Source organism: Comamonas denitrificans, assembly GCF_017368815.1.
Classification (GTDB): domain Bacteria; phylum Pseudomonadota; class Gammaproteobacteria; order Burkholderiales; family Burkholderiaceae_C; genus Comamonas; species Comamonas denitrificans.
Genome location: NZ_JAFNME010000002.1, coordinates 40,539 through 63,623 on the forward strand (window position 1 = coordinate 40,539; position 23,085 = coordinate 63,623).

General features: G+C 59.2%; 19 protein-coding genes. 8 read left to right on the forward strand and 11 right to left on the reverse strand.

What is annotated here, in order from left to right; all coding sequences use genetic code 11:
- Positions 1–74 precede the first annotated feature (74 nt).
- Positions 75–1,493: a chromosomal replication initiator protein DnaA gene (gene dnaA, locus J1777_RS01130; protein ID WP_207573994.1), complete on the reverse strand. Its 1,419-nt coding sequence runs from the start codon at positions 1,491–1,493 to the stop codon at positions 75–77.
- Positions 1,494–1,764: 271 nt separating this feature from the next.
- Between dnaA and rpmH the strand changes: the two genes are divergently transcribed.
- The 7 genes from rpmH (at position 1,765) to J1777_RS01165 (ending at position 9,291) form a co-directional block, all read left to right on the forward strand.
- On the forward strand, positions 1,765–1,899 hold the full coding sequence (gene rpmH, locus J1777_RS01135; RefSeq protein ID WP_003060014.1) for a 50S ribosomal protein L34: 135 nt from the start codon (positions 1,765–1,767) through the stop codon (positions 1,897–1,899).
- 52 nt (positions 1,900–1,951) lie between these two features.
- Positions 1,952–2,482, forward strand: a complete 531-nt coding sequence (locus tag J1777_RS01140; RefSeq protein ID WP_423220527.1) for a ribonuclease P protein component — start codon at positions 1,952–1,954, stop codon at positions 2,480–2,482.
- A complete protein-coding gene (gene yidD / locus J1777_RS01145) occupies positions 2,479–2,766 on the forward strand; it encodes a membrane protein insertion efficiency factor YidD (protein WP_207573995.1) in 288 nt (95 codons plus the stop codon). The genes J1777_RS01140 and yidD overlap by 4 nt, the downstream gene beginning before the upstream one ends.
- Complete coding sequence (gene yidC / locus J1777_RS01150) at positions 2,763–4,460, forward strand: membrane protein insertase YidC (RefSeq protein WP_207573996.1); 1,698 nt, start codon at positions 2,763–2,765, stop codon at positions 4,458–4,460. Before yidD ends, yidC begins: the two co-directional genes overlap by 4 nt.
- A gap of 99 nt (positions 4,461–4,559) precedes the next feature.
- On the forward strand, positions 4,560–5,975 hold the full coding sequence (mnmE, locus tag J1777_RS01155) for a tRNA uridine-5-carboxymethylaminomethyl(34) synthesis GTPase MnmE (protein ID WP_207573997.1): 1,416 nt from the start codon (positions 4,560–4,562) through the stop codon (positions 5,973–5,975).
- A 132-nt stretch (positions 5,976–6,107) separates the two neighbouring features.
- Positions 6,108–7,283: a flagellin N-terminal helical domain-containing protein gene (locus tag J1777_RS01160; protein ID WP_207573998.1), complete on the forward strand. Its 1,176-nt coding sequence runs from the start codon at positions 6,108–6,110 to the stop codon at positions 7,281–7,283.
- A gap of 154 nt (positions 7,284–7,437) precedes the next feature.
- Positions 7,438–9,291, forward strand: a complete 1,854-nt coding sequence (locus tag J1777_RS01165; RefSeq protein WP_207573999.1) for a phosphoenolpyruvate carboxykinase (GTP) — start codon at positions 7,438–7,440, stop codon at positions 9,289–9,291.
- Between the two features lie 20 nt (positions 9,292–9,311).
- On the opposite strand, the gene J1777_RS01170 is transcribed toward J1777_RS01165, so the two are convergent.
- The 4 genes from J1777_RS01170 to J1777_RS01185 all read right to left on the reverse strand — a co-directional run bounded on the left by J1777_RS01170 (position 9,312) and on the right by J1777_RS01185 (position 16,597).
- Entirely contained in the window at positions 9,312–9,704 is a 393-nt protein-coding gene (locus tag J1777_RS01170; RefSeq protein WP_207574000.1) for a DUF2149 domain-containing protein, read from the reverse strand.
- Positions 9,701–10,246, reverse strand: coding sequence for a MotA/TolQ/ExbB proton channel family protein (locus J1777_RS01175; protein WP_207574001.1), 546 nt, complete (start codon positions 10,244–10,246; stop codon positions 9,701–9,703). Before J1777_RS01175 ends, J1777_RS01170 begins: the two co-directional genes overlap by 4 nt.
- Before the next feature lie 127 nt (positions 10,247–10,373).
- Positions 10,374–14,495: a cobaltochelatase subunit CobN gene (gene cobN, locus J1777_RS01180; protein WP_207574002.1), complete on the reverse strand. Its 4,122-nt coding sequence runs from the start codon at positions 14,493–14,495 to the stop codon at positions 10,374–10,376.
- A gap of 125 nt (positions 14,496–14,620) precedes the next feature.
- Positions 14,621–16,597 (reverse strand): TonB-dependent receptor plug domain-containing protein, encoded by a 1,977-nt coding sequence (locus J1777_RS01185; RefSeq protein ID WP_207574003.1) that lies wholly within the window; start codon positions 16,595–16,597, stop codon positions 14,621–14,623.
- A gap of 255 nt (positions 16,598–16,852) precedes the next feature.
- On the opposite strand from J1777_RS01185, the gene J1777_RS01190 reads away from it, so the two are divergent.
- The gene (locus J1777_RS01190; RefSeq protein ID WP_207574004.1) at positions 16,853–17,278 is read left to right on the forward strand and encodes a universal stress protein; all 426 of its coding nucleotides are present in this window, start codon (positions 16,853–16,855) and stop codon (positions 17,276–17,278) included.
- Between the two features lie 103 nt (positions 17,279–17,381).
- Here J1777_RS01190 and J1777_RS01195 read toward each other — a convergent pair whose 3' ends face one another.
- The 6 genes from J1777_RS01195 to radA form a co-directional block, all read right to left on the reverse strand.
- Complete coding sequence (locus tag J1777_RS01195; RefSeq protein ID WP_207574005.1) at positions 17,382–18,647, reverse strand: O-antigen ligase family protein; 1,266 nt, start codon at positions 18,645–18,647, stop codon at positions 17,382–17,384.
- Positions 18,625–19,413, reverse strand: a complete 789-nt coding sequence (locus J1777_RS01200; RefSeq protein ID WP_207574006.1) for a glycosyltransferase family 25 protein — start codon at positions 19,411–19,413, stop codon at positions 18,625–18,627. Before J1777_RS01200 ends, J1777_RS01195 begins: the two co-directional genes overlap by 23 nt.
- Positions 19,413–20,180 carry a glycosyltransferase family 25 protein gene (locus J1777_RS01205; RefSeq protein ID WP_207574007.1) on the reverse strand — a complete coding sequence of 256 codons (768 nt, stop codon included), beginning with the start codon at positions 20,178–20,180 and terminating at the stop codon, positions 19,413–19,415. Before J1777_RS01205 ends, J1777_RS01200 begins: the two co-directional genes overlap by 1 nt.
- On the reverse strand, positions 20,170–21,156 hold the full coding sequence (locus J1777_RS01210) for a Stealth CR1 domain-containing protein (RefSeq protein ID WP_207574111.1): 987 nt from the start codon (positions 21,154–21,156) through the stop codon (positions 20,170–20,172). Before J1777_RS01210 ends, J1777_RS01205 begins: the two co-directional genes overlap by 11 nt.
- A gap of 162 nt (positions 21,157–21,318) precedes the next feature.
- Positions 21,319–21,531: a zinc-finger domain-containing protein gene (locus J1777_RS01215; RefSeq protein ID WP_207574008.1), complete on the reverse strand. Its 213-nt coding sequence runs from the start codon at positions 21,529–21,531 to the stop codon at positions 21,319–21,321.
- Between the two features lie 85 nt (positions 21,532–21,616).
- On the reverse strand, positions 21,617–23,002 hold the full coding sequence (gene radA / locus J1777_RS01220; RefSeq protein ID WP_207574009.1) for a DNA repair protein RadA: 1,386 nt from the start codon (positions 23,000–23,002) through the stop codon (positions 21,617–21,619).
- Positions 23,003–23,085 lie beyond the last annotated feature (83 nt).

Consider the following 23,085-nt stretch of genomic DNA (forward strand, 5'->3'; position numbering starts at 1 on the left):
CTGCCTCGATGGGGTCGTCAGATAAAAAGGGGTGATTTTGCCGTGCTCTGCGGGGGCTGCAAACCTGGATGGGGCTAGCCCTTGAGGGTCTGCTCCAGCACGTGCAGTTGTTGGTTGAGTTCGGTGTTGGTCTGGCGCTCGGCCGAAATCTTTCGCACCGCGTGCAGCACCGTGGTGTGGTCGCGCCCGCCAAACAGCTCGCCAATTTCAGGCAGGCTTTTTTGCGTCAGCTCTTTGGCCAAATACATGGCAATTTGGCGGGGCCGGGCAATGCTGGCCGGGCGCTTCTTGCTGTACATGTCGGCCACTTTGATTTTGTAAAAATCGGCCACGGTTTTTTGGATGTTTTCCACGCTGATCTGGCGGTTTTGAATCGACAGCAAATCGCGCAGCGCCTCGCGGGCCAGCTGGATGGACACTTCCTTTTGGTTAAAGCGCGAGTAGGCCAAAATTTTGCGCAGCGCCCCTTCCAGCTCGCGCACGTTGGAGCGCACGTTTTTGGCGACAAAAAACGCCACGTCTTCGGGCATTTCTGAGCCTTCGGCGCGCGCCTTATTGATCAAAATGGCCACGCGCATTTCCAGCTCGGGCGGCTCAATGGCCACCGTCAGCCCCGAGTCAAAGCGCGAGACCAGGCGCTCGTGAATGTCGGCCAGCCCCTTGGGGTAGGTGTCGCTGGTCATGACGATGTGGCTTTTTTTGGCCAGCAGCGCTTCAAAGGCGTTGAAAAATTCCTCTTGCGTGCGGTCTTTGTTGGCGAAAAACTGCACATCGTCAATCAGCAGCAAATCCAGCGAGTGGTAGTGGTGCTTGAACTCGTCAAACGTCTTGCGCTGGTAGGCTTTCACCACATCCGAGACAAATTGCTCGGCATGGATGTAAAGCACTTTGGCATCGGGTTTGTCCTCAAGCAATTTGTTACCCACAGCATGCATCAAGTGGGTTTTACCCAAGCCCACGCCACCATAAATAAACAGCGGGTTGTACAGCTGCCCCGGCGCACCGGCCACATGCAGCGCGGCCGCGCGGGCCATGCGGTTGGCCGTGCCTTCAACCAAGGTTTCAAAGGTCAAAGCTGGGTTTAAACGGGTGCGAAAAACGGGGGTGGCCGGGGCGGCCTCCTGCGCCGTGGGGGCGTGCGCGGGCCCTGCGCTGGCATGGCTTGCTGGGGCACCCTGGTCGGCCGCAGCCGCAGGGCGCACATAGGTGCGGGTGACCGATTCACGCTGGGCCACCGCCAATTCCAGGGTCACGCTGTGGCCGCACAGGGCTTCCAGCAAAGTCACGATGCGCCCGGCGTATTGCGTGCGAATCCAATCGAGTTTGAAGCGGTTGGGCGCGTACACGGTGACCTTGGCGAAGTCTTCGCTGACGCTGGCCGTCAGTGGCTTGATCCAGGTGTTGTACTGTTGTTCTGGCAGGTCGTGGCTGAGCTGTTCAACACAGGCCAACCACAGCCCCTGACCCGCGTTGTGCAGGGCATCTTCGGTCATTCGCAAGCGCTCGGTATGTGGATAGAAATTGACGGCAAAGGAGGTAGATTGTAGCTTTTCAAATGGTTATCCACATGCGCGGCGCATTCTCTAAGGGGGAGATAAGGGGCGCTATTGTGGCCTAAATGCGCAAGGTCATTGCAAGCTGGTCTTAACGCTGTGATAATCGCGGGTTTCCCTGAATGTGTTCAGGGCAATCGTCCTTGCGTAGCGCATGGCTTATAGGAAGCTGGCGCCGCCAAAATACTGAACCTTCTCAAGGAACTGCACCATGAAACGTACTTACCAACCCTCCAAAATCCGCCGCGCCCGCACCCACGGTTTCCTGGTGCGCATGAAAACCAAAGGTGGCCGTGCCGTGATCAACGCACGCCGCGCCAAAGGCCGCAAGCGCCTGGCCGTTTAAGGCCGCGCTTGGCTGGCCGCTGGCAGTGCACCTGCTTGCCATGGGGCAGGCAATGATGCAAAGGCTCAAAACCCGGGCGCAGTTTCAGGCGGTGATGGCCGCCGGGGTTTGCGCCCGTACGCCGCATTTTGTGTTGCACCGTTTGGTGCTAGAAACAACGGCAACTGCGGCAGAGCCTGCCACCGCATCCCTTTCAGGGCCCGATGTTGCGCTGACCCAGCCAGCATCGCAGGCCCTGTTTGCCGTTGTTGGTGCGCCGTCCAGGCAAGCACCGGCGCAGCCTTGGCTGGGGCCGCTGGTGCCCAAACGCTGGGCCAAGCGCTCGGTGACGCGGCATTTGCTGCGTCGGCAAATTTATGCTGTGGCCCAAGATTTTGCGGCCCAGTTGCCGCCTAACGGGGCGTATGTGGTGCGGCTGCGCGCCGCGTTTGACCCCAAGCGCTTTGTCAGCGCCAGCTCGGAGCCTTTGCGCCAGGCCGTGCGCAGCGAATTGCAGCAACTGTTTGGCTACGCAGTGCGCAAATTGGGTGGCGCTGGCCCTACGGCCGCGGCCAATCTGGCCGCTCCAGGAGTTTTGGCATGATGCAAAAACTGCTCATGGCGCTGGTCAAAGGCTATCGGCTGTTGCTCAGTCCCTGGCTGGGTTCGTCCTGCCGGTTTGAGCCCACCTGCTCGGCCTACAGTTTGCAAGCCCTGGAGCAATATGGCGCTGCCGTTGGCAGCTACATGACCGTGCACCGCTTGCTGCGTTGCCATCCTTGGTGCGAGGGCGGGCACGACCCTGTGCCGGCGCAAGCGCCGCGCTTGTTCAGCCGCTTGCTGCGCCCTTCCGCACCTTCCGCCTCCTCTGAAAAGAAGTCCTCATGACCGATATTCGCCGCACTATCTTGTGGGTGGTGTTTGCTTTCTCCCTCATCATGTTGTGGGACAAATGGCAAATCCACAATGGCAACCCTGCCACATTTTTCCCAGCTGCTTCCCCAGTAACAGCGCAAAATTCAAGCACTAATGGTGCTGAAAATAGCGCCAATGCAACGCCAGCAGCTACTGTAAATACAGCAGTGGATGCCACGGGTGCTGCTGCCGAAGCGGCCCCCGTGGGCGAAACCGTGGTGATCACCACCGACGTGTTGCGCCTGACCTTGAGCACCGAAGGTGGCACCGTGGTGCGCACCGAGCTGCTCAACTACAAACAAGATGCCGACCGCAGCCAGCCCGTGGTGCTGCTGGACGAAACGCCCCAGCACAGCTATGTGGCGCAAACCGGCCTGATTGGCGGTAACTACCCCACGCACAAGACCGTGATGCAGTTGCAGCCGGGCGAGCGCACCCTGCAAGACGGGCAAGACAGCTTGACCGTGCGCCTGGAGTCGCCCGAGATGGATGGCGTGAAACTGGTCAAAACCTTGACCTTCAAGCGCGGCGCTTACGATGTGGCGGTGCAGCACGATGTGATCAATACCGGCAACCAAAGCATCAACCCCCAGCTGTACCTGCAGCTGTTGCGTGACAACCTGCCGATTGATGGCGGCAACGCGTTTTATTCCACCTTCACCGGCCCGGCCTTCTACAGCGAAGCCGGTAAATACCAAAAAGTGGAATTCAAAGATGTGGACAAAGGCAAGGCCAGCTTTGAAAAGCAGGCCGACAACGGCTATGTGGCCATGGTGCAGCACTACTTTGCCAGCGCCTGGTTGCTGAACGATGGCATTGAGCGCGAGAACTTTGTGCGCAAAGTCGATGCCAACTTCTACACCGCCGGGGCCATCACCACCCTGGGCCAAATTGAGCCGGGCCAAAGCAAAACCCTGAACGCCCGTTTCTTCGCCGGCCCGCAGCAAGAAAAAATGCTCGAAACCTTGAGCCCCGGCCTGGTGCTGGTCAAGGACTATGGCATGTTCACCATTTTGGCCAAGCCGCTGTACTGGCTGCTGGACAAAATCCACAGCGTGCTGGGCAACTGGGGCTGGTCGATCATTGGCCTGGTGCTGCTCTTGAAAATTGCCTTCTACTGGCTCAACGCCAAGGCCTATGCCAGCATGGCCAAGATGAAGGCGCTCAACCCCCGCATCACCGAGATGCGCGAGCGCCTGAAAGACAAACCCCAGCAGATGCAGCAAGAGATGATGCGCATCTACCGCGAGGAAAAGGTCAATCCCCTGGGCGGCTGCCTGCCCATCATGATCCAGATTCCGGTGTTTATTGCGCTGTACTGGGTGCTGCTTTCCAGCGTGGAAATTCGCCAGGCCCCATGGATTTTGTGGATCACCGACCTGTCGGCCAAAGACCCGCTGTTCATCCTGCCCATCTTGATGACGCTGTCCTCGCTGCTGCAAACGGCGCTCAACCCCGTGCCGCCTGACCCGATGCAGGCCAAGATGATGTGGTTCATGCCGCTGATCTTCAGCTTCATGTTCTTCATGTTCCCGGCGGGCCTGGTGCTGTACTGGCTGACCAACAACGTGTTGTCGATTGCGCAGCAGTGGGTGATTAACGTGCGCATGGGCGTACCCCCGCAGTTCAACCACCCGTTCAAAAAGCAGCCGGCGGCGGCCAAGTAAGGCCCAGCCCCTTTCCGCTACAAACAATGGTCGCGCAAGCGGCCATTTTTGTTCTTGCTACCCTCTGGCCCTTGCCCTATTTTTTTGAAAGATTGCCCCATGCTTGCACGCCGCCACGATCCCATTGTTGCCATCGCCACAGCACCCGGGCGCGGGGCGGTCGGCATTGTGCGCGTCTCGGGCCAGCAGTTGGTCGGCTTTGTTCGCCAACTGCTTGGGCGCGATTTACAGCCCCGGCAAGCCCATTACCTGCCGTTTAACGATGGCCAGGGCCAGCCCCTGGACCACGGCCTGGCGCTGTTTTTCCCCGGCCCGCACAGCTACACCGGCGAAGACGTGCTGGAGCTGCAAGCCCACGGCGGCCCGGTCGTGTTGCAGCTGCTGCTGCAGCGCTGCCTGGAAGTGGCGCAAACGGTGGCCCCCGAGGGCCTGCCCGTGCTGCCCCATCTGCGCCTGGCCGAGCCGGGCGAATTTACCCAACGGGCCTTCTTCAACGACAAAATCGACCTGGCCCAGGCCGAGGCCATTGCCGACCTGATCGATGCCAGCACCGCCGTGGCCGCCCGCAGCGCCAGCCGTTCGCTGTCGGGCGCATTCTCGCAGGAAATCTCCGTGCTGCGCGATGCCCTGATCCACCTGCGTATGCTGGTTGAGGCGACGCTGGATTTCCCCGAAGAAGAGATCGACTTTCTGCAAAAAGCCGATGCCTGGGGCCAATTGCACACCTTGCAAGGCCAGCTGGCCCAGGTGCTGGCCCGCACCCAGCAAGGGGCGCTGCTGCGCGAAGGCATCAAGGTGGTGATTGCCGGGCAGCCCAATGCGGGCAAAAGCTCGCTGCTCAACGCCCTGGCCGGGGCCGAGCTGGCCATCGTCACCCCCATTGCCGGCACCACGCGCGACAAGGTGCAGGAAACCATCCAGATCAACGGCGTGCCGCTGCACGTGATCGACACGGCCGGCTTGCGCCAGAGCAGCGACGAGGTTGAGCGTATCGGCATTGCCCGCGCCTGGGAAGAAATCGCCCAGGCCGATGCCGTGCTGTTTTTGCACGATTTAACGCGCAGCAATGCTCCTGAATACGAAGCTGCTGACGCAGACATTGCAACAGTTTTAGCGCAAAAACTTCCAAAAAACGTTCCAGTGCTGCACATCTGGAATAAAGAAGATATAGCAAACACCGCAACGGCAGTGCCAGAGGCCACTGCGGGGCTGCGCCTGTCGGCCAAACACGGCCAGGGGCTGGATGCGCTGCGCCAGCGCCTGCTGGAGATTGCCGGGTGGCAATCGGCCCCTGAAGGCCTGTACATCGCCCGCGCTCGGCACGTGCAGGCGCTGCAAGCCACGGGCGAGCACTTAGCGCAAGCCCATGCCCTGCTGCAAACCGCGGACCCGGCCCTCGATTTGCTGGCCGAAGAACTGCGCCTGGCCCAGCACCACCTGGGCGCCATCACGGGCGAATTCACCTCGGATGATTTGCTGGGGGTGATCTTCAGCAGCTTTTGCATTGGCAAGTGATGGCACTGTCCGAGCGGGTCTGGCCGGATGGGGCGGCTGGGTAGAAAGACCTTGAAGAAAACGAGCTTGGGTGCTTAAATACTAGGCACAGTGCGGCATTCGATGCTGCGCACCACGCCAAGGAGAGGCACGATGTCGGTGATCAATACCAATTACCTGGCCCTGGTTTCCCAGAGCCACCTGCAAAAATCCCAAAGTGCCCTGGGCACGGCCATTGAGCGCCTGTCCTCGGGGCTGCGCATCAACAGCGCCAAAGACGATGCGGCAGGCTTTGCCATTGCAGAACGTTTTTTGAGCAATATCCGCGGCCTGAGCCAGGTGGCCCGCGATACCTCGGACGGTGTCTCGCTGGCGCAAACTGCCCAGGGGGCGCTTTCTGCCACCAACGACAGCCTGCAGCGCATGCGCGAACTGGCGGTGCAGGCGGGCAACGGCACCTTGAGCAGCGCCGACCGCCAAGCGCTGCAAAAAGAGTTTGACCAGTTGAGCGGCGAGGTCGATCGGGTGGCCAAAAGCACCGCGTTCAATGGCCAAAAACTGCTTGATGGCAGCTTTAGCGCGGCGACTTTTCAAGTCGGCCCCAGTGCGGGCGACAACGTGACCGTGGGGGGCATGGCCAACACCCAGGTCGATAGCCTGGGACAAAGCGCTTACGCCAGTGCCCAGGTGGCCGTGGATGCGGCCAAAAAAGACAGCCTGCAAGCCGACTTGGCCGCTGGCGATGTCACGCTGACCATCACCGGGGCCGATGGCAAAAACTACACCAGCGTCATGCAGCAAGACAGCAGCTTGAGCGCCGATGAGGCGCTGGGCAAATTCGTCGCCACGGTGAACCAGCGCAGCGCCGACACGGGCGTGACCGCTTTTTTAAGCCAGGACGGCAGCAGCCTTGAATACCGCGCCAGCGTTGATCCTGGCCAAGACCCGACCAATGTGGCCATTGCCGCCTCGGGCAGCAACGGCTTTGCTGCAAGCGGTCAGGCCCAGCAAACCCAGGGCCTGCGCGGCATTGATTTAAGCAGCCAAGCCGGGGCGTGGGAGGGCTTGCAGCGCATTGACAGCGCGATCGACACCGTGAGCCGCTCCCGTGCGACGTTGGGGACGGTGCAAAATCGCTTTGAAAGCGCCATTGCCAACATCAGCATTCAAAACGAAAACGCCGTGCAGTCCCGTGGGCGGATGGTGGATGCCAACTTTGCCAAAGAAATCTCCAACCAAAGCCGCGCCATGATCTTGCAGGAGATGGGTTTTGCCATGCAGGCCCAGGCCAACCAGTCCAGCCGCTGGACGCTGGCCCTGCTGCGCTAGGCCTTGTGTGGCTGCTTTGGCCACCGCGATTGCAACGCAAAAGTTCAAGCAGCTCTGCACCAGAGCTGCTTTTTTATTGCGGAAAGCCCGCTAGCGGTATTGGGTTGGGGTTTCTAGGATGGCAGCCACATTCAACAATCAGGAGAGTGGCGCTATGCCTTTGGATTTAAACGTTCCGTCGTATGTTCAACACACCGGCCTCATTGCCTGGGTGGCCGATATGGCGGCCTTGTGTGAACCCAAATACATCCACTGGTGCGATGGCAGCCAAGAAGAGTACGACGCGCTGTGCCAGCAGCTGGTCGATGCCGGTACGTTTACCCGCCTCAACCCGTTGAAGCGCCCGGACAGCTACCTGGCGCGCACCGACCCCTCCGACGTGGCGCGGGTGGAAGACCGCACCTTTATCTGCAGCGAGCGCCAGGAGGATGCCGGCCCCACCAACAACTGGATGGCCCCGGATGCCATGCGCTCCACCTTGCAGCCGCTGTTTGCCGGGTGTATGCGCGGGCGCACCCTGTACGTGATTCCCTTCTCGATGGGGCCGCTGGGCAGCCCCATTGCGCAAATCGGTGTGGAGCTAAGCGATAGCGCCTACGTGGCCGTGAACATGCGGCTGATGACGCGCATGGGCCGCAAAGTGTGGGATGTGCTGGGGGCCGATGGCGCTTTCGTGCCCTGCATGCACACCGTGGGCGCACCGCTGGCCCAGGGTGCCACCGATGCCACCGTCTGGCCCTGCAACCCGACGACGAAATACATCGTCCACTTCCCTGAAACGCGCGAAATCTGGAGCTATGGCTCGGGCTACGGCGGCAACGCCTTGCTGGGCAAAAAATGTCTGGCGCTGCGCATCGCTTCCAAGATGGGGCAAGACCAGGGCTGGCTGGCCGAGCACATGCTGATTTTGGGCGTGACCAGCCCCGAAGGGGTGAAGCACCACATTGCAGCGGCCTTCCCCAGCGCCTGCGGCAAGACCAACTTTTCCATGCTGGTGCCGCCGGCAGGGTTTGCGGGCTGGAGCGTGACCACTGTGGGCGACGACATCGCTTGGATTCAGCCGCAGGCCGACGGCAGCCTGCGGGCCATCAACCCCGAGGCCGGTTACTTTGGCGTGGCACCGGGCACCAACCTGCAAACCAACCCCAACTGCATGGCCAGCCTGCACCGCGACGTGATCTTCACCAACGTGGCGCTGACCGACGATGGCGACGTGTGGTGGGAAGGGCTGGAGGCCGACCACGGCGGCCAGCTGCCGGCGCATTTGATCGACTGGCAGGGCCGGCATTGGACCCCGGCCATTGCCAAGGAAACCGGGGCCAAGGCCGCCCACCCCAACGCCCGTTTTACCGTGGCGGCGACGAACAACCCGGTGCTCGACCCGGCCTGGGACGACCCCCAGGGCGTGAAGATTGATGCCTTCATCTTCGGCGGCCGCCGCTCCAGCACCGTGCCGCTGGTCACCGAAGCGCGCAACTGGGTCGAAGGCGTGTACATGGCCGCCACCATGGGCAGCGAAACCACCGCCGCCGCCTTTGGCCAGCAAGGCGTGGTGCGCCGGGACCCGTTTGCCATGCTGCCGTTTTGCGGCTACCACATGGGCGACTACTTTCGGCACTGGCTCGAGCTGGGCGAAAAACTGCAGGCCCAGGGTGCCACCCTGCCGCGCATTTACTGCGTGAACTGGTTTCGCAAAGGGGCGGACGGCCAGTTCGTCTGGCCCGGCTACGGCGAAAACATGCGCGTGCTGCACTGGCTGCTACAACGCCTGCAGGGCCAGGCCGAGGGCGAGGAAACCGCCTTTGGCATCGCCCCGCGTTATGGCGATTTGCATTGGCAGAGCTTGCCGTTTAGCCAAGCGCAATTTGCCAGTGTGACCACGCTGGATCGCGCAATGTGGGCGCAAGAGCTGCAATCGCACGCCGAGCATTTCGCCCAGCTGGGGCCGCGCCTGCCGGTGGCGCTGGAGCAGGTGCGCCAGGCGCTGGCGCAGCGGCTGGCGGGCTGAGTCTGCGGTGGCGCAGGCGCCTACTCCTGTGCCATCCCCGCCTCGGGCACGTAGACCATCGAGCCATCCTTCATCTTGTAGGCCACGCCGGCTTTGGCCCCCTGGCCTTCACCGATTTCGCCGCTGGCTTTGTAGTGCTCGATCTTGGCACCGTCCTTGATGATGACTTCCATGTTCTCTTTGCCGGGGTTTTTGATAACCGTGACCTGCTCGGCGGTGAACGGGTTGGTCGGGCTTTGCGCCACGGCCAGCAGCAAGGCGGCGATGATGACCAGGAACACGTCGATCAGGTTCACGACCGAGAGGATGGGGTCGTCCTCGTCGCTGTCCTCCAGCAGGCGGCGGCGGGTGCTTTGGGCGCTGGCGCTGTGCGCGATGGGCGCTGCGGGGGCGGGGGGATGGGCGGCACTCATGCGGCGGCCTCTTGCTTTTTCAGGGGCATGACGGTGGCGGGCGGCGCTTGGGGGGCGGCTTGGCCGGCCAGCTCGGCCTCGATGGCGGCCAGATCGACGGCATACCAGCGCTTGCGCACGTTCACCACGGTAAAGCTGATGGCCGCCGCCAGCAGAGCCAGGATGACGGCAGAAAAAGCAATCATCAGGCTGCGCGAGACATCTTGCAGCGCCCCGTCGGCCAGGGCTTTGAGCGCCGGGCCCATGGGAATCATGGTGGCCACCAGCCCCAGCATGGGTGCAACGCGGGTGGCAATGCGGGCAAATTCCAGGCGTTTGACGGCCACGGTCTCCAGCGCCACCAGGTCGCAGCCGGGGTCGGCGCGGCGCAGGGCGTGTAGCTCAAAGCCCGCCGGTTTGCCCTGGGTGCGTTGCCACGCCTGCCAGGCAAACGCGCCCAGCGCGTAGAAGGCGTGGACGAACAGCGCGGCAATGGCCAGCAGCACGGGGTAGAGGAAGAACTGGCTGATGTCGTACATCGCCATTTCGATGGGGTTGGTCATGGTTCAAGCTCCTTGTGAAATCGGTTGGTTTGGTTAATTTAGGAGCTGTTTCCGCTTGTATTTAAACAATTTCATGAATAAATAGCTTTGAAATTGTTTTATTTAATTCGCAAACAGCTATTTTTATTTATAGCATTGCCTTGCGCCGCTGCCGCCATGCGCCGCCTGCCGTGATGGTGGCCAGGCCCAGCCCCAGGGCCAGATGGCGCCAGGGCGGGTTGTCGGGCGCATCGGGCGCAGTAACGGGCTGCAGCAGTACGCCGCTGATGGGCGGGGGCGCTTGCTCCGTTTCTGGTGGCGGCGGTTCGGGCGCTGGCTCCGGTGGTGGCGCGGGCGGCGGTTCTGCGGCGGGCGGTTCGGGCCGCTTGGGTGTTGGCGCTGCGGCCGCCGGTGGTGCAGGCAAAGCGCGGGCCCCCTGGGGCGCGGCGGCGGTGGGTGTGGCGCTGGGCGCGGCCATGCCAAAGCCGATGCCCGGCTGGGCGCTGGCCCCAACCATGGCGGCAAAGGCGGCGTTGTCGGTGCGCACGTCAAAGCGTTGCGACAAATCCTGCCAGCGCGCTTTGAGCTCTTGCACGGTGGCCGCGTCGGCCTGCCAGTAGCCCTGGCGGGCGGCTTCCAGCATGCGTTCCATGGTTTGCGCTAGGGCGTGCGGGTTTTGCTGTTCAAACCACGTTGTCAGGCCCAGGTTGTGCTTGTCGCGCACGTAGACATCGACCATTTCCTGCCATTGGTCGTCGCGCACAATTTCGCGGGCCACCGCTGTCCAGCCCCAGAAGTTGTTGGTCGCATCCAGCACTTGCAGCGTGCCGGCGTAGCCTTCTTGCATCAAGCCCTGGATGTAGCCGGGGTGGAACTGGCGCGTGGCCAGCTCTTTGGCCAGGAACTGCGCCGCGCCTTCCACCCGGCCGCTGCCTGCGCCGCGCAGGTTGCTGATGTACAGCGCGGGCGCTTTGCCATCGAGATGGCGCACGGCCAGGGCGATGCCGCCCAGGTACTGGAAGGGGTCGTCCGTGGTCAGCATGCCGTACAGGTTGGAGCTGCGCGAGAGCACAGCGCCCTGCGTGCCCTTGAGGTGCTCGGCGTACAGGTTCACGCCCTGGCGGCCCTCTAGCCCGGCCACGCCGGCCTGGCCCCATTGTTTTTCATCGGGGCCATAGGCGTATTGCATTTTCGACAGGTAAAGCTGGGCCAGCTTGCGGTCGCCTTCCTCTTTGCCGCTCCAGGTATCACTGGCCAGCACGGCATCGTCCAGGCCAGTGCCGTAGTTGCCGCTGGCCGAGGCAAAGATGCGCGTGGCCCCGGCCTGCGCGGCCACTTCGGGGGCGGCCCCCTGGGCGATGAGCTGCTGGGCGATGCGCTGGGCGTTGCGGGCCACGGGGTTGTCGGCTTCGTCCCTGGCCTGGCTGGCCAGCAGCGCGGCCTGGGCCAGTTGCTTCATAACGTTGGGGAAGTGGTCGCGGTACAGGCCGGTGGCCGACAGCACCACGTCCACGCGCGGGCGGCCCAGTTGTTCGCGCGGCACCAACTGCACGCCGGTGACGCGCCCGCCCGCATCCCACACCGGCTCCACGCCCAGCAGCCACAGCGCTTGCGCTTCCAGCAGGCCGAAGTGGCGCATGGTCTCGACCGACCACAGGCTGAAGGTGAGTTTTTCCGGGGCCTTGCCGTGCAGTTGGATGTGTTCGGCGATCAGGTTTTCGGCGGCCTGCTTGCCTGCCTCCCACGCCTGCTTGGTGGGCACGCGCGAGGGGTCAAAGCCGTAGAGGTTGCGCCCCGTGGGGTAGGCATCGGGGTTCTTGATGGGGTCGCCGCCGTAGGAGGTGGGCAGGTACTTGCCATCCAGCACAGCCAGCAGGCCGGTTAGCTCGCCCTGGGCACCCAGGTTGGCGTAGGCGGTGCGGGCCTGCTGCAAAGATTTTTGCAGCGCCTCGGGCAGGTCGTCCACGGGTTCGCCTTGCACCACGTGGCGCTGTAAGAGTTGGTAGGGCACGGTCTGCGCCAGTTGTTCCCAGGGGCCGACCAGGGCTTCATCGGCATCTTCCGGCGGCACGCCAGCGTGGATAGCGGCGGCATCCCAAAAGGGCTGGCCCAGCATCAGCAGCACGGTGCCTAGGCGGTGCAGCTCCTCAGGTGCTTTGCCAAAGGAGTGCAGCCCTTGCGGCTGGGCGGTTTGTGCCAGCTCGTGCAGGTGGTCGTGCAACTGGCGCACAAAACCGGCAAAGTCGGCCTGCACCTGGGGCACGGTCAGGCCCAGGTCGGCCACCACGCGCTCTTTTTGTGCGGCGGCCAGCAGGTCGATGGCGGTGCGTTCTTTCACCGCGCCTTCGTCCTGCGCCAGCCATTGGTGCAGCAGGTCGTGCATGTGCGTCAGCGCCGCGTGCAGGCCGCCAGGGGCAAAGGGCGGCGTTTGGTGGCTGATGATGGTGGCGCGGCCCCGGCGCTTGGCCTGGGTGGCTTCGCCGATGTTGTCGGCAATGTAGGGGTAGGCCACGGGGATGTCGCCCAGCGCCAGCAGGGGCGGGTCGTACACGGACAGGCCGCGCTCCTTGCCCGGTAGCCATTCCTGCGTGCCGTGGGTGCCAAAGTGGATCAGCGCATCGGCGCGCTGGCGCGTCCACAAATAGGTGGCGAAGTAGTAGTGCGAGGGCAGGGCGGTGGTGGAGTGGTAGATGGCTTTTTCCTTGCTCACCTGCCCGTCGGAGCGCGGCGGCTGCGGCAGGATGAGCACCTTGCCCAGTTGCAGGCGCGGGATAACGAAAAAGTCCTGCCCGCCCCGGCGCACCACCATGCGCGACTGCGCCGGGTCGCCCCAGGCTTGATGCAGCGCGGCCTGCGTGGCCTCGGGCAGCTGCTTCAGCCAGGCGCGGTAGTCGGCCAGCGGCAGCAGCTCGGCCAGATTGGCTTGCAACAGGGGCTGCAAGCGGCCTGCGCGGTAGGCCGGGGCCAGCAGGTGCTGCAGCTGCTCGATCAGCGCGTCTTCTTGCGGCGTGGTGGTGTCGTAACCGGCGGCCTGCATGCCGTCCAGCACGTGGCGCAGGCTGCGCGGCACGTTCAGGAACGAGGCGGAGAGGTTTTTCTCCCCCGGCGGGTAGTTCCAGAACATTACCGCCACCTGCTTGTCGGCGTTGGGCGTGCTTTGCAGTTTGGCCAGGCGCACGGCCTTGTTCACCACGGCCTGGGCCTGCGGGGCGATGGCAACGATTTGCTCATCGCTTTTGCGCGTGGCAGCGGCCACCTGGATGTCGGTCACGCCCGCGTATTCGGGCTGGGCCAGGTAGAAGGGCACGTCCATCAGCGCCACGCCGTGCGGGTCGTGCTCCCAGTCGGCCGGCTCGCCGCGCCGGTAGGGCATGGCCTGCAGCACGGGCACGCCCAGGGCGGCAAACTCGGTGCGCCGGTCTTCGGCGTTGAGCATGATTTGCGTGGTGATCAGCACATCCACCAGCGGGTGGCCCGCCGCGTCTTGCAACATCCGGGTGAAGCCCTTGGGCTCCATCATGGGCGTGTAGAACGGCAGGGCGATGGCGCCGCTGGCCTCGATGCGTTCGATCAGGTCGTCGATAAACGCCGTCTGGATGGAGGCGATGTACTGCTGGTGCAGCGCCAGCCCAACGATGGCCGGGCGCTGGCCGCGCGGCGCGGCAGGGTTCACGCCCTTCCAGGCGAAATACTCCTGCGCGGTGGCAAACACCTGCTGCGCTGCTTTGGGGTGGTAAATCGCCGCTTTGGGGTAGAGCACCGGATCAGCCACCGCTGGCGCAGGCTGGCCGCGCAGGTGGGCGCTTAAGGTGGCGAAAAAGCCCTCGAAGTTTTGCCGCCCGCCATTCACGTAAAACGGGTGCAGGCGCTGGGCTACGGCATCGGGCAGGCCGCTGGCCTGGGCCTGCGGGCCGTACAGCCACATGTGCGGCTGCGTGAGGTGGGGCAGGGCGGGGGCGAGGTGCTCGCGCACTTCGTCGACCAGGTAACTGTCAAAAAACACCGCGTCGTGCCCCTGCCACAGCCCGCCGTCGCTGTTCTTGGCAATGCGGTGCAGGTAACGCACCTGCACCGCCACGCCGTAGGGCGCGGCAATCGCGGCCAGTTGGCGGAACTTGCCTGCCGGCACGTTGCCGGTGGCAATGAACAGCACCGACAGCGGCGGCTGTTGCGCAGAGGCCGAGGGCACCGCACCGGGCGGCTGCGCCCAGGCCGCGCTGCAGCCCAGTGCCAGCAGCCAGGCACACCAGAATTGGAAAATTTTTTTCATTGCAGCCAGACCAACCCCGCAGGGGGTAGTTATCAAGAGCTGGTTCCGCAAATAAATAATAGATTTCAGATAGTTTTATATCTGAAATCAATATTTATAAAGCGGAAAAAGCTATTGTTTTTAGATTAAAAATCCATCCGCGCATTCACAAAGAAGCGCCGCCCCTGTTCGGCCCAGCCGAAGTTGGGCGACTCCTCCTGCATGCGCACATTGCCCAGGTTCTGAATGCCGGTGCTTAGGTGCAACTGGCGCTCGCCACCCAGCTTCCAGGCGCGGCCCACGCTGGCGTTCCACAGCGTGTAGGTGGGCAGCTTGCCGCTGGCGCTTTGCTGCTTGCCCGTGGTTTCCGCGCCCAGCTGGGTGCGCCATTGCTGCACCTGCCACACCAGGGTGGAGTTCCACGCTACGCGCGGGCGGTCGTTCAACTGCTGGCCCGTGGTTTTGTCGCGGGTGTGCAGCCAGGTGGCATCGTTGTTCCACTGCAGGCGCGGGGTGATGTCCCAGGTGAAGCCCGCTTCCAGCCCCTGGATGCGGGCGGCATCCACGTTGTCGTACTGGTAAATGCTGCGCGGGCCGATTTTTTGCAGCAGGCGGTAGGTGATGAGCTGCTTGACTTCGGTATGGAACACCGTGGCCCGCAGCGCCAGCTGCGGCGCGGCCTGCCAGTTGGCGCCCAGCTCAAAGGCGTTGGAGGTTTCCGGCTGGATGTTGCCGTTGCCCAGGAAGGAGTGCGGCCCCTCGGCCCCGACGTAGTTGGGCGAAATCTGCTTGAGCGTGGGCGCTTTGAAGGCGTGGCCATAACCGCCCTTGACGACCAAGTTCGGGCTGGCCTCCCACACCAAGTAGGCGCGGGGGCTGACTTCTGAGCCAAAAATCTCGTGGTGGTCGCCACGCAGGCCCAGGGTGGCCATCAGGTTCTGGCCCAGGGCGAACTCGTCCTGCACGAACAGGGCTTTGTGCGTGGCTTCGTCCTGGCCGTTTTTCAGCCCGGCATTGACCAGCTCTTCCTTGCGCCATTCGCCGCCCACGGTGATTTGGTGGCTGCCCCAGCGCGTGCTGGCGTGGCCGTCCACCACGCTGTCGCGCATGTCCTGCGGACGTGTGGCGGCCACGCCGTTGTTGCGGAAGTTGCGGATGCTGATGTCGCTGCGGTAGGCCCGCAACTGGCTGCGCCAGCCATTGCCCCAATCGGCATTCCAGCTGGCGTGCTTTTGCGTGCGATCTAACTCGTAGCGGTTGTGGTAGTACGTGGGGGTGCGGTTGATGTCATCGGAATCGCGCTTTTCCAGGCCGTCTTGCACGCCAAATTCCACCTCATGCCCGGCCACGGGCTGCCAGCTGGCGGTCAGCCCCAGGCTGCGTGTGCGGTTGCCCTCGATTTCAGACTGGGCGCGGTCTTCCGGCAGCACGGTGCTGCCCTGGTAAGACTTTTCGGCGTTGATGGCCAGGTTGAATTGCTCGCCCAGCGGGCCAGCGGCATACACCGAGGTGCGCAAGGCATCTGCCGCCGTGTCCGAATCCAGCCCCGTCGCGCCAGACAGGCTGATCGAGGCCATCCAGCGGTCTTTCGGCTTTTTCGTGATCAGGTTGATGACCCCGCCCAGCGCCTCGGAGCCGTACAGCGCCGACAGCGGGCCACGGATGATCTCCACCCGCTCCACCGCCGCCATGGGCAGCCAGCCGTATTGGTAGTCGGAGTGGCCAATCACGTCATCGCTGGCGCTGATGCGCCGCCCATCAATCAGCGTCAGCGTGTGCTTGCCCTCCATGCCGCGCAGCGCCAGCGTCTTGCGCCCGCCCACCTGCCGCCCCTGAAAGGTCACCCCCGGCGTGCCGCGCACGGCATCGAGCAGGTTGGCCGCATTGCGCTGGGCCAGCTCCTCCTCGGTCACCACCGTCACACTGGCGGGCGCGGTGCGGGCCTCTTGCTCGGTCATGGTGGCCGTCACCGTGACGGCTTGCAAGGTGTGCTGCCCAGCTGGTGCGGCGGCCAGCAGGGCATCGTCAGCCGCCGTGGCGGCCTGGGCCAGACCGAACACTAAAAAAGTGGCCAAGGCCACGGGATGGGGCGGGTGCGCCGGGGTGAGAGAGGATGGTTTCATGACAATAAATGTAAACAAGAATAATTCTCATTAAAATTATGACATGGTTTTTTTGGTGCTTTCCTTGTTTTTTCACCCAAGCAAGCGCCAGCATGCGGGTGCCGCTGCGCTTGCCCCTTGCGCCAGCGCAGCAAGGGCTGGCGCAAGCTTTATGATCGTGCGCTATTGGCACCCATTCACCACTGGGCAGGCACAGTCTGCTGGCCTGCACCCGGTACCCTTTACCCCTCACTTTAGAATTTTGGGAGATTGACCATGAAAATTTTGCTGGCCATTGACGGTAGCCCCTACTCCAAAAAAATGTTGGCCTACCTGTGCGCTCACGATGAGCTGATCAACGCCGGGCGCAACACCTTTACCGCCCTGACGGTGCTGCCCGCCATCCCCCCGCGCGCCCGTGCGGTGTTGAGCAAGGAAATGGTGGATGAGTACTACCGCGAGGAAGGAGCCAAAGTGCTCGATCCCGTGCGCAAGTACTTGGAGCAAAGCTGCATCTTCCCGAAAGAGCGGCTCGAAGTTGGCCACCCCGGCGATATCATTGCCAGCATTGCCGAGGACGAAAAGTACGACCTCATCATCATGGGCACCCACGGCCACGGGGCGCTGGGGCGGCTGGTGATGGGCTCGGTCAGTACCCAGGTGCTGGCCAATTGCAGCGTTCCGGTGATGTTGATTCGGTAAGCGTTTTCATCCTGAAAATAAAAAAGGCCACGATCAGTGGCCTTTTTTTATGGATTATTTTTTTCTGTGGCACGGATGCATACTTTGCAAATCCGGCAGTTTGTTATTTTGAATTTTCCTTTTGAATCCATTGCATGGAAGACAATATAAATATCAAAGAAAATAAATAAAAATTATGTCCTATAACAAATGTGAAGAACACATCAGACAAGCCGAATATAAAGTATCCGAAATAAATTAAAACTCCTGAGATCACCAGAAATTTATTAATAGATATTAATCTTTCGTTATTTTTTATGATGTAATTGTTTTTTCTATAAAAAGATATTATTAATAAAATTGGTATAAGATAGATGCCGATTAAAGCAATGATGCCAATGATTCCTCTGCGTGCCCACATCTCAAGAAAGTCATTGTGGGCATGGTTGTATTCCATAATGACAGGATTTGAAATTGATTTTTCAACATACTCCAGCCGTTTGTTTTGAATATTTTTATCACCCCATCCAGTAAATGGTTTTTCTTTACCCATTAGCAAAGCGGTTTTCCACATCTCTAAGCGAGCTCCCAGCGATGTTTGCACATACTGCTCGTGCTCATCAAAATAGCCATTTATCTGCTTAGTAGCTTCTTGTATTCTGGATTCTACTGGAGGTAGATTAATAAAAATTAAAAAAATTGGTAGTAGAGATAGCGTAAAAAATAATGCTATTTTTTTACTTTCTCGAAAAATGAAAAAAAATATAACTGGGATGGCGATTAAAGCAGGCCATCCGCCCCGAGAAAGAGAAAGAATAGACGCTAGCAATCCAAAAAAACTTGCTATCGCAAAAAACGTGCGCTCTTTTGTTGAGAAAAATTTGAGCATTGCGGCGCTTAATGAAATAATACCCATCAAGATAGCAAGATCACCAAACCGAATGGCATTGGTAAAACCTTCAGCACGGCCCATTTCCTCATATTGCATGGTGGCCAAGATTCCTGCAGCAATACCGCCTGCAGAAAGTCCATAGAGCACAGCGTGGGGATTGATTGGCACTTTGCTTAAAACCACCATCAGCCAAGCACCCAGAATATATCTGACCAGATAATCACCTTTGAGACTCAAAGAAAAAAGATCATCAAAGGTGTGGCTCCAAAAAAATCCAAGAAACAACAAAAATCCAGAGGCAAATTTTATCTCTTTGGGTATTTTGCTATTGCGCTTCAAAGGTATAGCCAGAAGCGTTGCCACCAGCATAAGTACCATCGCTAGCGAATGCCCATATTTTGTTGCAAGTAAAAGTGAAAAAAATAAAAAAACTGAAGCATTAACCAGAAAGGATACTGCATCTCGGTAGCGGTCTTCAGTTAAAAAGCTTGGATTCATAATTTAGCAATTCTTTAATTATTTTTTTCTCATACCGAGAGCGTTGTGCAGCATCCAAAGCGCGGAAATACTCTCGTTTTATTTTTTTTAAAAATCCGATGGCTGGCTTAGAACGATCCCCAATGCTGGATGGCGTATCGGCATCTGAAGTAAAAAACACAGCAGGTGACACGTCCAGCAGACAGCAACCATGATCCCAGCCACGCCACATATAGTTATCCACAGCACAAAAAAACTTTTCGCTCTGCGCTGCCAAAATCTCCGCAACTTGGGGGGAAATAATGTAGCCCATGGCCGTGGACGGGTCGCGCTGATACCTCACGATATTGAAATCATCAGAAATTTTTTGTAAGATCTGAAATTTTCTATCAAATAGGTTTCCAAGCCTTACAAAAAGATATTCTGCTTTTATTTTTTCAATGATCAAATGAACAATTTGAGCTGCCTGAGCAAAGTCTCCAACATAGTATTTTATTTTTATATCATCCTCCAGTATGAGAAATGGAATACCTTTGCGCGCACACTCTTCCCAGAGCGTGCGGTGCGAAATAAAACAGGCGATCTCGTTGATTCTCAAGTCATAACCCAGATTTCTTAGTCTTTTTTCACGATTGTACATTCCTAAGTAATTAGAGATATCCTCGCCAGCAATCGCATCAAAAAATGACCATTTGAGGCACTGCCCCTCAAGAATCGCTTCTATTTTTTTTCGGCGATGCGTTTGGTTTTTCAGAGAAATGACATGAATTTCAAAATTTTGTGACATTAGGATTTAAACGACAGAAAATTAATATAGGCTAAAATATTATTTTTTAATAGACGTAGTTGCTTTTTCATAAAAAATGAAAAATCTCTATTCTCTTTTTGTTTACGCCTGACCCTTTCCGTGGCTACGGTTCCCAAAATATCGCTATCTAGCCCCGCAGGTCTGACCAATGGCGGCCATATACTCAAACCTTTACCATTTTTGATCAGCCAATTTTGGAAAAAAATATCTACCGGAAGACAGGGATTTTGGGCCATCTTCAAAAAATCATGTGCGCCCTGCCGGCTCCAAACCAACCCCACGCCACGAATAGGAAAATAGTAGGCGCGCACCAAAGAGTAATCATGGGTACGAAAAATTTCTCGGCTTATCTTATTTTTTTTTGCGGCAATATTGATCAAGCTCCACTCTATATTTTTTTGAGAGTGCAAATAATGCAGAATCTCTTGCAGAGTAGATGAAAAATTGTTATCTATACGCAGATCATCTTCCAGCACCACTAGATAATCTGCATCCGTTTGCAAGAATTTTTCCACACAGCCGTAGTGACTGAGATAGCAACCCAACTCTGAATTAAGCAGACTGCGGCCCAATATTTTTTTGGCCTGGCGGTCGTCATAGTTGGTAAAGTCACGGATATTTTTTCCACGACCATCGTATGCTGCATAACGCTTAAATGCCCAACCTGCAGCATCCAGCTGCTCTTTGGCGCTGGCAAGCCTGGCCGTGCTACCGTCTAGGTTAATCAGATAAGTTTCAATCTTCATGATGACTTTCAATCATGGCAAGGGGCAAAAATTCTTTGAATTTCTCACACATTGCAAAATTTATCTCTTGCGCCTGAGATGTAGGTAGCTGATCTAAACTTTGCATGCAACCATACTTGATTTCTTCATCTTTTATTTTTTTCAAAAAATCCGGTACCCCTTGCAGATTCTTCAAATATGCTAAAGGCACATCGGGCTGTAGTAGCGCTTCGTGCCGTGTTATTTTGAGATGTACCGAGAGCGCTACGGGGTTCAGTTGATCAATGCTTCTAAATCGATGTCGGATCTGGCGGTGTAATACATCGGGGAATTGCTGAAAAAATTGGGCCAGCGAGTCCTTGTCTAGGATGTGTGGGTGGTGGTGGACTTTGAAAAATTTTCTCAAGCCCACCGCTTCTGCGCCCAACATTTGCGACACGGTATGTTTGGCCGCTGGTTTTTTTGCAAAAATATTTGCAATCGCCCGCCTGAGTCCTGTTTTTATTTTGATGGTAAAGTTATTTTCCCAATGACCTCGGAGCACTACTTTTTCTCTTCTGATAAAGTCTTCTATGCTGGCTGGCGCATTGAAGAAAAAATCATCGTTCAAATACAAAAAATATTTAGATAAGTCCTTTATTTTCCATAATAGACTTTCAATCGAAAGTGAATTAAAGGTGGGGTAAAACTCCTCGTATCCTTCAAATATCTCTTTGTGATCAATTATTTTTATTTGTCCTTGAGCGCACAACCCTTGTGCAGAAAACTCATGCACATACGCCGGAGTCTGTCCATCGGTCACTACAAAAATAGTTCCACAAAATGGAACGTACTTCAGGATCGAAGCAATACAAAAATAAATCTCATGGTTGCTGGCAAATCGCGTTGCTTCAGCAGCGGCTGCCGTCTCACTTTCGCCCGCATACTGGGCACGTCGGCGCTGCCATACGGGATCACTGCCATCAACCCAGGCAATCACGATGTCCATTTTTTGCATTGCCGCGCCCTCCTGCACTGGCTAGAAAAAAGAAAACCGCACCCCCGTCATGCACGTCATGCACGTCATACAGCACGAGGTGTGCGTTTTTTTCTGTGGTGTCGTGCTTGTGCGCTTAAGGGCGTGACACACACCCTGCACAGGCTTGCCCACCCATCAGGTTCAGTGCCCGCCCTTAAACACTTCACCCGCTTTGAGCTGGTACACGGTGCCGCAGTACGGGCACTTGCCTTGGCCATCGTGGCCCACGTCGATATAGACGCGGGGGTGGCTGTTCCACAGCTTCATGTCGGCCTTGGGGTGGGGGCAGTAAAAATCGCCTGCGGGGTTCAGGTCGTGGGCGGTCAGTTCAACGGGGGCCGTGGTGGTGGTCATGGGGACGGTCTCTTTCGGTCAAATCAATCGAATTTATGGGATAGGGCACTCACGCGGCGGATTTTACGCCGGGGGTGCGCAGCCCTTACTCCAAGCCGCGCAAGGTGTCCATCGCCTCATCCACGCGCTCCACCGCGTGAATGCTCAGGCCGGGGATGGCGCGTTTTGGGGCGTTGGCCTTGGGCACGATGGCGGTGGTAAAGCCCAGCTTGGCCGCTTCCTTCAGGCGCTCTTGGCCGCGCGGGGCGGGGCGGATTTCGCCGGCCAGGCCCACTTCGCCAAAGGCGATAAAGCCGCGCGGCAGTGGTTTGCCGCGCAGGCTGCTGGTGATGGCCAGCATCACCGCTAAATCCGCTGCCGGTTCGCTGATGCGCACGCCACCGACGGCATTCACAAACACATCCTGATCGGCACAGGCCACACCGGCGTGGCGGCTGAGCACGGCCAGCAGCATCGCCAGGCGGTCGCGCTCTAGGCCCACCGACAGGCGCCGGGGCGCGGGGCTGCCGCCATCGACCAGGGCTTGAATTTCGACCAGCAGCGGGCGCGTGCCTTCCAGCGTGACCAGCACGCAGCTGCCGGGTACCGGCTCGCTGTGCTGGCTCAAGAAAATAGCGCTGGGGTTGGAAACGCCTTTGAGGCCTTTTTCCGTCATGGCGAACACGCCGATTTCGTTCACCGCGCCAAAGCGGTTTTTGATGGCGCGAATCAGGCGGTGCGGGCTGTGCGTGTCGCCCTCAAAGTACAGCACCGTATCGACCATGTGCTCCAGCACGCGTGGCCCGGCCAGGGCGCCCTCTTTGGTCACGTGGCCGACCAAGATGACGGTGATGCCCGTGCTTTTGGCCATGCGGGTGAGGTGGGCGGCGCACTCGCGCACCTGGGCCACCGAGCCGGGGGCGCTGCTCAGTTGGTCGGAGTACACGGTTTGGATCGAGTCAATCACCGCCACCGCCGGTTGCACGGCATCAATGGTGGCCAGGATTTTTTCGAGTTGAATTTCAGCCAGCAAATTGACCTGGCTGCCCTCAATGCCCAAACGGCGCGAGCGCAGCGCCACCTGCGCCCCGCTTTCTTCGCCGGTGACGTACAGCGTGGGCAAGCCGCTGCGCTGCAGCGCATCCATGGCCTGCAGCAGCAGGGTGGATTTGCCAATGCCGGGGTCGCCACCGATCAGCACCACGCCGCCCTCGACCACGCCGCCGCCCAGCACGCGGTCCAGCTCGCTCAGGCCGCTGGGGGTGCGGGCGACATCCTGCGCCTCGATGGCTGCCAGCGGGGTGACCGGCTGGGCGTTGGCCAGCCCGGCATAGCCTTGGGGCGTGCCCAGGCGGTTTTTGCCACCGCTGGCCGATTCGGCCACGGTTTCCACCAGGCTGTTCCACGCGCCGCAGCTGGGGCATTTGCCCAACCAGCGCGGCGAGGTGCCGCCGCAGGCGTTGCAGGTAAAAAGGGTTTTTTCTTTGGCCACAATAAAAAAAGGAGCTGCTTGCGCTTTAAATTCAACAATTTCAAGCTTGTTTTTTATGAAATTGCTTGTTTTTAAAGCGCAAG

Bases quoted from the DNA above. Each gene is read 5' to 3' on its own strand.
- mnmE (WP_207573997.1), top strand. From the start codon at position 4,560: ATGCTTGCACGCCGCCACGATCCCATTGTTGCCATCGCCACAGCACCC.
- J1777_RS01185 (WP_207574003.1), bottom strand. From the start codon at position 16,597: ATGAAACCATCCTCTCTCACCCCGGCGCACCCGCCCCATCCCGTGGCC.
- J1777_RS01200 (WP_207574006.1), bottom strand. From the start codon at position 19,413: ATGTCACAAAATTTTGAAATTCATGTCATTTCTCTGAAAAACCAAACG.
- J1777_RS01205 (WP_207574007.1), bottom strand. From the start codon at position 20,180: ATGAAGATTGAAACTTATCTGATTAACCTAGACGGTAGCACGGCCAGG.
- J1777_RS01165 (WP_207573999.1), top strand. From the start codon at position 7,438: ATGCCTTTGGATTTAAACGTTCCGTCGTATGTTCAACACACCGGCCTC.
- J1777_RS01215 (WP_207574008.1), bottom strand. From the start codon at position 21,531: ATGACCACCACCACGGCCCCCGTTGAACTGACCGCCCACGACCTGAAC.
- J1777_RS01170 (WP_207574000.1), bottom strand. From the start codon at position 9,704: ATGAGTGCCGCCCATCCCCCCGCCCCCGCAGCGCCCATCGCGCACAGC.
- cobN (WP_207574002.1), bottom strand. From the start codon at position 14,495: ATGAAAAAAATTTTCCAATTCTGGTGTGCCTGGCTGCTGGCACTGGGC.
- yidD (WP_207573995.1), top strand. From the start codon at position 2,479: ATGATGCAAAAACTGCTCATGGCGCTGGTCAAAGGCTATCGGCTGTTG.
- yidC (WP_207573996.1), top strand. From the start codon at position 2,763: ATGACCGATATTCGCCGCACTATCTTGTGGGTGGTGTTTGCTTTCTCC.
- J1777_RS01160 (WP_207573998.1), top strand. From the start codon at position 6,108: ATGTCGGTGATCAATACCAATTACCTGGCCCTGGTTTCCCAGAGCCAC.
- J1777_RS01190 (WP_207574004.1), top strand. From the start codon at position 16,853: ATGAAAATTTTGCTGGCCATTGACGGTAGCCCCTACTCCAAAAAAATG.
- J1777_RS01175 (WP_207574001.1), bottom strand. From the start codon at position 10,246: ATGACCAACCCCATCGAAATGGCGATGTACGACATCAGCCAGTTCTTC.
- J1777_RS01195 (WP_207574005.1), bottom strand. From the start codon at position 18,647: ATGAATCCAAGCTTTTTAACTGAAGACCGCTACCGAGATGCAGTATCC.
- J1777_RS01140 (WP_423220527.1), top strand. From the start codon at position 1,952: ATGATGCAAAGGCTCAAAACCCGGGCGCAGTTTCAGGCGGTGATGGCC.
- J1777_RS01210 (WP_207574111.1), bottom strand. From the start codon at position 21,156: ATGCAAAAAATGGACATCGTGATTGCCTGGGTTGATGGCAGTGATCCC.
- dnaA (WP_207573994.1), bottom strand. From the start codon at position 1,493: ATGACCGAAGATGCCCTGCACAACGCGGGTCAGGGGCTGTGGTTGGCC.
- rpmH (WP_003060014.1), top strand. From the start codon at position 1,765: ATGAAACGTACTTACCAACCCTCCAAAATCCGCCGCGCCCGCACCCAC.